The 4,045-nt window shown below is 37.7% G+C and carries 1 protein-coding gene and 2 pseudogenes; 1 reads left to right on the top strand and 2 read right to left on the bottom strand.

Annotation, left to right across the window (positions count from 1 at the left end; genetic code table 11):
* Positions 1 to 2,594, bottom strand: a pseudogene (locus AC1DUW_RS22610) (hypothetical protein); the annotation flags it as partial.
* Positions 2,595 to 2,984: 390 nt separating this feature from the next.
* Positions 2,985 to 3,392: pseudogene (locus tag AC1DUW_RS22605) on the bottom strand (recombinase family protein); the annotation flags it as partial.
* Between the two features lie 209 nt (positions 3,393 to 3,601).
* On the opposite strand from AC1DUW_RS22605, the gene AC1DUW_RS22600 reads away from it, so the two are divergent.
* Positions 3,602 to 3,850 carry a hypothetical protein gene (locus tag AC1DUW_RS22600; RefSeq protein ID WP_477643520.1) on the top strand — a complete coding sequence of 83 codons (249 nt, stop codon included), beginning with the start codon at positions 3,602 to 3,604 and terminating at the stop codon, positions 3,848 to 3,850.
* Positions 3,851 to 4,045 lie beyond the last annotated feature (195 nt).

Raw genomic sequence — 4,045 nt, 5'->3', positions numbered from 1 at the left:
TGATATTCCGTTGAAGCAGCGTCATACTCACTCTTAAACGAATGATATTGCGAAGGTGTATACAATTTTTCGATACGTGGATCTGAAACGAGTTCAGGATAGAATCCAAGCATATTAGCAAAAGTTGTTGACGTCACGGACATTCCGGATACCCCAGCAAGTTTCACGACATCTTCATATGCATATCCACTCGGACTCACAGTTCGGGAAAATCCTAGACGCTGAGTAGCTGAAATATGGGATGTTCCATCTTGTCCGAATGCCATTGACGGGAAGAAGTAATGTGAAAACGCAGGTATTCCCATTTCATGAGCCGCATTAATCACATAATCTTGGTGATCATTTGGAAGTCTCACATAGGTTTTCAAAAGGTCTACATCTAGGGATCGGGCTCTTTCTACTTCCCGTTTAACCGCATCTAAAGAAGTTGTAGGTCTCATATTRCTATAGTAAACGCGTGAACCCTCGATGGGCTCACTCGATGCAAAATAACGTGGAGCTACCCGATTTCCAGATTCAATCGCTTCACGATCCTCGATCGCACCATACGCATAATCTCCCATTGAAACAGTACTTGTGACCCCAAAGGAGAGTAATTGACGTCCTTGTCTAGAACCGTAATTAGACTGAAACGCCTGCTGGTGAATATGTGCATCCCACAATCCTGGAATAACGGTAAGTTCGCTCGCATCGATCACCTTTCCGTTATGTTCTTTTTTATGTGGTTGGATATCGACAATTCGGTTACCTTGTAACGTAATATCAACATTTTCTTTAAGTTCGGTACTTACTCCATCCCATAATCCCCCAACATGAATCACATTCTTTCCACTTGGAAGCTTAGGCTGCCATTTCATAGTAAAAGGTACTTTTTGTGATTGACCTCCATTTATGGAAACAAGTTTCAAATCTCCTTTTGATAGGTACATCAATGTGTTTGAATCCCCACTCCAGCTAGGTGAATCTGCAATCTCATCTGAAATGAGTCGAGGCTCTCCTTTTGGCTGTCCATTTTCATCAACCGCCATCACCCAAAGCTGACTTTCAATAATAAAGGCCATCTGTTTTCCATCTGGCGACCATACGGGTCCCGAGTTATTTCGGTTACTCAATGATTTGAAAGGAATCGGATCAACGAAGTTTTTCGTCCCTGTTTCCGTATTAACGACATAAATTTGGTTTGTTCCTTCACGGAATCGCTTTGAATACGTTTTAATCGCAGCTAATGCAATGGTTTTACTATCAGGTCCCCATGTAGGAGGTCCAGGTAAGTTTAGGCTTTCTATTACTTGTTTTGTCTCTCCCTTACTAACATTGACCGTATAAGTTTTGCCATTTTCATCTTGATAAGCTATCTTCTCTCCATCCGGAGACCATGCAGCAGCAAATTCAGCGCTGTCGGATTTTGTTAATCGTTGTTCCTTACCTGAAGCCACATTTAAAAGATAGATATCTTCTGTCCCTTCTTTATCAGATGAATAAGCAATCTGCTTTCCATCTGGAGACCATGTTGGATCAAGCTCCATATAAGAGTCATCTGTCAATTGACGAGGCTTTCCCTTGCCAACGTCTAATAACCAAAGATCATTAAGAGCAACAGAAACGACTTGCTTTCCATTCGGTGATAGTTTAGGTGCAACAATTCCTTTTACATACTTCTGTTTCTTGGAATCAAAATCATGTTCTCTCGATTGATACTCTTGTAGGTTTAAAGAAATGTCTGCACGAAAAGGAATGGTTTTTGCCTTTTCCTGATCTAGCTTTCTTGTTTTAATGTGACCACCAGCAGTGTAAGCGATTTCATTTGTTGACAGCCATTCAACAGGAAAAGGGAATACATCTTCATTGCTTGTCACCTGTTTTCCTGAGATCTTTAAGTTACTTTGTAGTCCATCTTTCACAACATAGGCAATGTCTTTGCCTTCTAGTGACCATGATGGATTCGATATTGTCCCCGAATCTTCTGTTATAACTGTACGAATATTTCTAGATACATCAACGGCTTTGATTTGTTTGCCATCTATATAAGCAATTTCACTGCCATCTGGTGACCATGTTGGCTGAAACTCTTCAGTCGTTGTATTAGTCCAAGCCTTAATTTCATTCGTTGCTAAATCTAATACCCAAATATCATAACCTCCTCCACGATCCGACGAAAAAGCAATTTTAGATCCATCAGGAGAGTAAGATGGTTCACGATCGTCATAGTTACCAAAAGTAATTTGGCGCATATCAGACCCATCAGGGTTCATGGACCAAATATGGTAATTTCCTCCTTGATAGGATTGGAACGCAATTCGTTTTCCATCTGGTGACCAATCTGGAGAGGAAGGATCGACATATGTATCAGTAATTTTTTTGGCAGTCCCACCTGTCATGGGTAGTGTCCATAAAACTCCCTGTACATCCATCACAAGTTGACTATGATCTGGGGAAACAGCAACAGCAATATTAGTTCCCTCCGTTATCGTTACAATATCAGAACCATTTTCTGCATTTACTTTAGATGAAATACCTGTCAATATATCCTGTCCAATGAACAAAATAGGGATCAACATTAAAATAGTCCATCTGAAAATGTTTTTTCGTTTCATAAAGCAACTCCTCATACTTTCATTTAAATTAACTAAACATTACTATACTAGTTTCAATATAAATATGATGTTAAGCGAAACTATCAGTTGAGGCTTTCCTCCTTTCTTAATTAATCATCACATTTTCATCATTCTACTAGTTATAGAATATTTAGAATATTCATATATTTAATACTATTTTAATTTATATGGTAATTCAAGGAATTTATTTTTTCCGTTAAGAACGTCATTTTTTGAGCTGAAAACATACGGAAAGGAATGGTTTTTGAGATAAGTTAAAATAACCATGAAAATTTACTGTCATTTTAGGAGATATTTTAAGTGCTATTTTGCACATTCAACTATAAAACCCAGCTACCTTCATAAGAGATTAGTTGGGTTTCTTCATTTTTACTGTTTTTCTAAATAGCGATAAATGGTTGTTCGAGATACGCCCCATTTTTCCGCCACATCTTTAATTGATGTACCATTTTCAATGAGCGATTTCATCATTTCAATATCTTTCGCTTCTAGTTTCTCCGGACGTCCCCCAAGACGACCACGCGCTCTAGCTGCAGCTCGTCCGGCAGCCGAACGTTCCTCAATTAAATTACGTTCAAATTCCGCAAATGCCGCAAACAGATGAAACATCAATTGGCCTGTGGCATTACTTTTGTCCATTGTTAAATTTTCTTGTAGACTGTGGAAGCTCACACCACGYTCATTTAAGTTTTTCACAATTTGAATTAAATCTTGCATATTGCGTCCTAATCGATCCAATCGCCAAACAACAATCTTATCTCCTTCACGTGCATACTGGGGTACAGACAACATTTTGACGTAAAACCCACGTTAAGACATTTTTTGATAGATAAATAAAAAAACTGCACCTCCAATTGTTAGTTGTGTCTAACAATTGGGGTGCAGTTCAACGTTAAGGAATCGACTTTTTTTATTTACAATCACTCCACACACATTGTTTCAATTTCTTGAATATACTTGCTTTAATGAAGGAGTGAGACAATTGTATGGACTTAAATGATAATTATATTATTATTCTTCTCAGAGAAATCTCAAATTTATTATTTAGTGGCAATCTAACGGAAACTTTGGTTTTTGCAGCCCTGATCAGGACTGTAACTAACGAAAGAATGGCAAGATATTTTTTCATTTTATTAATAATTATCTTACGAATCATAAATTCGAGTGAGAATCTTGTAGCAACAAATGAGTCAACTAACGATACCGCAGCTACCTCTTCTAAAAAAACTTTATAATCTCAATAGAGTAAAGCTTATTGGTACATAATCAAAYTAGCATTAAATTAAGACTTGTATCAAACTGCTTATCGTTGTAAATCAGCATTTTCCTGACTCTACCCCTTCTAGAACTAACGCACCCGTTAGTTTAAGTGTAATTCTTCACAAACATTGCTGCTAATTTATATAATTACAAACGCTACACTGTTAGTA

Source organism: Peribacillus sp. P4_C12 (assembly GCF_056402095.1).
Note: the sequence above shows the minus strand (reverse complement) of the source record. Positions and strands in the feature narration are given on the sequence as shown.